Raw genomic sequence first — 5,237 nt, 5'->3', positions numbered from 1 at the left:
ATCGCCAGCACCTCGGCGGCGGGTGTTTCAGCCGGCACCACGGTGAGGTCACAGCCGCGATCCACCAGCATACGCAGAATATTGCGCTTGACCCCGTAATCATAGGCCACCACTTTATAGGGCCGTTCACCCTCGGGGACCTGATGCCCTTTGCCCAAGGACCAGGTGCCCTCGCTCCAGGTATAAGGTTCCTTCACGCTGACCACCTTGGCCAGATCCATACCTTTCAGGCCGGCAAACCCCTTGGCTTCCGCCAGCGCCTTGTCCTCGTCGATTTCGCCCGCCATGATGCAGCCGTTCTGGGCGCCCTTGTCGCGCAGCAGCCGGGTCAGGCGACGGGTATCGATATCGGCGATGCCGATGATGTTCTGGGCTTTCAGGTACTCGGGCAGGGACTGCTCGGAGCGGAAGTTGCTGGCCAGGAAGGGGAGATCCCGAATCACCAGACCGGCGGCCCAGCTTCGATCGCACTCGGCGTCCTCGGCATTGACGCCGGTGTTGCCGATATGGGGGTAGGTCAGCGTCACGATCTGACGGGCGTAGGAGGGATCGGTCAGAATTTCCTGATAGCCGGTCATGGAGGTATTGAACACCACCTCGCCCACCGACAGGCCCTCGGCACCAATGGCGGTACCGCGAAAAATACTGCCGTCTTCAAGTACAAGCACAGCGGGTGTGGATGCCCCAGTAGTCAAGTCAACCTCCTCAAGCATGATGGCGTGCCGTCATGTAACCGGACTTTTCACAGGCTCAGCGAGGCAGCCGCACGACCCGAGGGGTGCGAAGATCAGCGAATGCTAGACGGACTGCGCGCGAGTGAAAGCCCGGTCACGGGGTGCAAAAAAGCGAGATGAAACACCAGCCTCATCTCGCTTCATACAATCCTGCTGACCGGCATTTGGGCCAAGTGTAATTTCGCCGGCAATTTTACGCGAGGCGGCGGGTGCTGTCCAATGAAAATGTCCGATTCGCGCCTACGACCGCCCGTCACCCCGATACAACCTCCCGGCAGCTCTAAGCCACCAAAAGAAGATTAATGTGCCAGAATACTTGTCGGCGTGCACCTTGCTGGGGCACTATGGGCTCATTGTCAGCTCCGAGCCACGACGCACAATTGGCCAATACGAGACCGTCATGCTTTATCGGCTACGCAACGATTTTCATCTCTCGGTCATCACCCTGATGAACGCCTGTGCGATCGTTGGCATCACACCCTTTGCCATCTGGCGGTTTCTGCGCGGAGAGTACTGGATTGGCCTGATCGATCTGGGCATTCTCGGAGCCATTGTCGGCGCCACACTATACATACGCCTGGCGCACGCACAAAACGGCCTGCACCGGACTCTTTCTCGCCCTGTTGCCCTGCACCGGGGGCGCCATCGCCATATCCCTGACGGCCGGCGAAGTGGGGCTGTTCTGGCTGTACCCGGCATTGATCTGCAGCTTCATGCTCACCCGCCCGTTGATTGCCGCGCTTCTGCCTCTCGGAGCCCTGACATTGCTGATCCTCGAGGGCAGCGCCTTCAGCTCCAGTCAGCAGATGTGGTCCTTTTCGGTCACTTTGGTGGTGGTGTGCGCTTGCACCTATGTTTTTGCCCGTCGAAGCGAGCACCAGCACAACCGCCTGAAGCATCTGGCACTACTCGACCCGCTCACGGGGGCCAGCAACCGCCGTGCCCTGGATGAAGCGCTGGCCCGGGCCGCGTCCGAACACGAGCGCCAAGGCACCGAGTACGGTCTGGTGCTGGCCGATCTGGATCACTTCAAGCGGGTCAACGATACCCACGGTCACCACACCGGAGATCGCATTCTGGTGGATTTCGTCGGCGTCCTGGCCCTCAATACCCGGCGTTCGGACCAGCTGTTCCGCTTTGGTGGCGAAGAGTTTGTGATTCTGATGTCCGGGGCCACACCGAATGGGCTTCAAGCGGCCGTCGAGCATGTCCAGTCGGTGCTGCGCAAAACCCTCACCAGTCCATCCGGCCCCGTAACCGCCTCGTTTGGCACGGCCATTCTGCAGCGCGGAGAAAGCGTTGACCGTTGGTTTGAACGCGCCGACGAGGCGCTCTATCAGGCCAAAAAACAGGGGCGGGATTGCATTGTGGCAGGCGAGTCAAGTCCCACATCAGAACAAGCCCATACCGAAAATAAAACCTGACTTGACAGGGCAACGGGCAGGCCGGAAGATGCCGCGCTCCGTCTCTATTCCAAAGGAACTACCATGATTCTCGCCCTGACCGCCGTCGTTGTCGGCCTGATTATTCTGGTATGGAGCGCCGACCGGTTTGTGGATGGCGCGGTCTCCACCGCCAGCCACCTGGGAATGCCACCGCTGCTGATCGGCATGGTAATCATCGGCTTTGGCACCTCCGCTCCGGAAATGGTGGTCTCGGCGTTGGCGGCGAGTCAGGGTAGTCCGGGGCTTGCCCTGGGTAATGCCTACGGCTCCAACATCACCAATATCGCCCTGATTCTAGGCTTGACCGCGGTGATCAGCCCCATCGCTGTTCACTCCCAGATCCTGCGCAAAGAATTGCCCATCCTCACACTGATTACCGCTTTCAGCGCATGGTTGGTGTGGGATCTCCACATTGGTCGGCTGGATGCCAGCCTTCTACTGTTGGTATTTGCCGCCACCATGGGCTGGAGCATCTGGCAGGGTATGCGCGGCAAAGGCGATATGCTCGGTGGCGAAGTGGACGCGGAGCTTCAGGCTCACCCTATGCCCCTGCCCCGCTCGTTGATGTGGCTGTTTATAGGCCTGGTGTTGCTGGTGGCCAGCTCCCGCTTGCTGGTCTGGGGTGCCGTCGATATTGCCCAGGCATTGGGTGTGAGTGATGTGATCATCGGTTTGACGATTGTGGCCATCGGCACATCGCTGCCCGAGCTGGCCTCATCTCTGGTTGCGGTGCGCAAGGGCGAGCACGACCTGGCGCTGGGCAATGTGATTGGCTCCAACCTGTTCAACACTCTGGCGGTGGTGGGTATTGCTGGAGCCATTCATCCCATGGTGGTCGATCCGGAAGTGCTGAGCCGCGATGTCCTTGTCATGTCCGTTCTGACATTGTCCCTGTTCGTATTCGGCTATGGCTTCCGCCGTCAAGGACGTATCAATCGGATCGAAGGCGGGTTGCTGTTGCTTTGCTACGTGGGTTATACCGGCTACTTGGTTCAGACCATGTTCGCCAGTTGAAGCAGCAACCTGACCAGCAGCACCACGTTGGCCAGCAGAGCAATCAGATAAAAATAGCTGCGCGGGCTGGGATTGCGTTCGGTCGCCAGCCCGTAGTAGAGCACCATGTGGGCAATCCGCGCCAATGCGTAGACCCACACCGTCACGGCCAGCCAGGTTGAGCTCAGACCGACAAACAGAGCCAGAAATACCGTTCCGAAAAACAAGGGCAGGTTTTCCAGGGAATTCATGAAGGTGCGGTGGGCACGGAATACAAAAGACTGATGCGAGAGCGACTCATCGATTTTCCCCGGCACCGCGCCGGGCTGTCGTGCCTTGCTGTAGCTCGCCACCAACATCTGGACCAGCAGTGTGATCAACACCACCGCAAGTCCCGCATACGCCAACTGGTAATCTTCACCCATTACGCTATCCTCTGGTTAGTTTGATGGTAAGCTCAACACACAGGTATACAGTGGCTTCTCGGCACCTACTCCGGTGGTCCGGGTAGCTGCTCCACGTGAACGTGCATTCGCGTGGGGTACAGCGCCGGGCCGAACTGGCTGAAAATCGCCACATCCGCCGCATCCCGACCATAGGCCACCGTGACCCGACCACCCCGAGGCTCGCTCTGGGTCGGGTCAAAGGTGTACCAACGCCCGCCCACGTAGGCCTCGAACCAAGCGTGGAAATCCATGGGCTCGAGTTTATGCAGGTAACCCACCACCATGCGCGCCGGAATGCACAGGCCACGACACAGGGCGATGCCCAGGTGCGCGAAGTCCCGACACACCCCCTCGCTCATCTGGTTGAAGTCCGCAGCGGAGAGCTGAAAGTGCGGCGCGGCCTCGTTATAAATGAACTGGTCGCGAATCCACTGCTCGATACGCGCCACCTGATCGTACCCGGGAATCGCATCGCCAACGATCTCCCGCCCCATCAGGATGAACTGATCCGATTCGCAGTAGCGACTGGGCAATAAGTAGGTCAGCACTTCATTAGGCAGATTCTGCACTTCCACAAAGGGCGCGCCGGGGGCGACATCGATGGTGTCGTCGGCCAGAACGTCCGCCGAGGTACGAATGACAAATTTACCGGGCGGCGAAATCAGTCGCTGGCAGAGATTGCCGTAGGGGTCGGTGTATTCTTCCACCGGCACACTGGGAATCAGCGTGTAGGATTCGCGGGCGACCCACTGGCGTCGGCCGCTGCGCGGGCGCAGCATCAGGATAAACGGTGCGGGCTCACTTTCATCGAACTGGATTTCACAACCGGCTCGCAGCCACATGGGGGAACTCCCTGGTTTGAGGGTTTGGGGTCAACGTGCGGACATTGCACCCTCAGGGTGTCGTCCGGTAGTGACCATCCTCCCACTCTAACTCAATTTCCGCCAGTAGTGGCTTATGATCCGACAATCCGGACCAGGGTTTGCGGGGTAACACCACCGGCGCATGCCCTCGCGCGGAGCGCACATAGATTCGGTCCAGGCGCAGCACCGGCCAGGCGGCCGGGAAGGAGCGGGCCGGCCGACCGTACTCATGGGTGAACACCTCGCGCAGCCCGGCCTGCTCGGCCAGCAGGCGCTGCGCGCGGCCGCGCCAATCGTTGAAATCTCCCGCGACCACCACCGGCTCATCTTCCGGTATGCGGTTGACCAGTTCACACAGCCGACGCAACTGACGCTGGCGATGGTGCTCGCGAAGGTTCAGGTGCACACAGATGGCGTGCAAGGGTTTGGGCTCGGAAACCAGATCCAGCGTGCAGTGCAGAATGCCGCGCTGCTCGAACCGGTTCAGGGAAATATCGTGATTATCCCACTGGGTGATGGGGTACTTGCTGAGCAGCGCATTGCCGTGGTGCCCCTTGGGGTAGACGGCGTTGCGCCCGTAGGCGAAGTCCTGCCAGATGGTATCGGCCAGAAATTCGTACTGCGCCGCGTCGGGCCAGCGATGCCCCAGGCGGCGCGACCAGCCTTCATGGGCCCCGAGAACTTCCTGCAGAAAAACGATATCCGCGCCCACCGAGCGCACGGCCTCGCGCAGCTCCGGCAGAATGAACCGCCGGT

Annotated in this window: 6 protein-coding genes; 2 read left to right on the top strand and 4 right to left on the bottom strand. The window is 60.2% G+C overall.

Annotated elements, in window-relative coordinates; translation table 11 throughout:
- A partial coding sequence (locus B3187_RS11410; protein WP_286806539.1) for a carbamoyl-phosphate synthase small subunit occupies positions 1–713 on the bottom strand: 713 nt, incomplete at its 3' end.
- A 572-nt stretch (positions 714–1,285) separates the two neighbouring features.
- On the opposite strand from B3187_RS11410, the gene B3187_RS11405 reads away from it, so the two are divergent.
- Both B3187_RS11405 and B3187_RS11400 read left to right on the top strand, forming a co-directional pair.
- The gene (locus tag B3187_RS11405) at positions 1,286–2,158 is read left to right on the top strand and encodes a GGDEF domain-containing protein (protein WP_286806536.1); all 873 of its coding nucleotides are present in this window, start codon (positions 1,286–1,288) and stop codon (positions 2,156–2,158) included.
- 63 nt (positions 2,159–2,221) lie between these two features.
- Positions 2,222–3,193, top strand: a complete 972-nt coding sequence (locus B3187_RS11400) for a calcium/sodium antiporter (RefSeq protein WP_286806534.1) — start codon at positions 2,222–2,224, stop codon at positions 3,191–3,193.
- Here the strand turns inward: B3187_RS11400 and B3187_RS11395 are convergent.
- The 3 genes from B3187_RS11395 to B3187_RS11385 form a co-directional block, all read right to left on the bottom strand.
- On the bottom strand, positions 3,172–3,597 hold the full coding sequence (locus tag B3187_RS11395) for an MAPEG family protein (RefSeq protein WP_286806533.1): 426 nt from the start codon (positions 3,595–3,597) through the stop codon (positions 3,172–3,174). The two genes, B3187_RS11400 and B3187_RS11395, sit on opposite strands and share 22 nt — an antisense overlap.
- Positions 3,598–3,662: 65 nt before the next feature.
- Entirely contained in the window at positions 3,663–4,460 is a 798-nt protein-coding gene (locus B3187_RS11390; RefSeq protein WP_286806531.1) for a transglutaminase family protein, read from the bottom strand.
- 52 nt (positions 4,461–4,512) lie between these two features.
- Positions 4,513–5,237 (bottom strand): endonuclease/exonuclease/phosphatase family protein (locus B3187_RS11385; RefSeq protein ID WP_286806529.1); only part of this gene is annotated, 725 nt, incomplete at its 5' end.

The sequence above is a fragment of the Marinimicrobium sp. UBA4209 genome, from assembly GCF_002381585.1.
Lineage (GTDB): Bacteria > Pseudomonadota > Gammaproteobacteria > Pseudomonadales > Cellvibrionaceae > Marinimicrobium > Marinimicrobium koreense.
The sequence above is the reverse complement of the archived record's forward strand: the minus strand, read 5'-3'. Positions and strand labels throughout refer to the sequence as shown.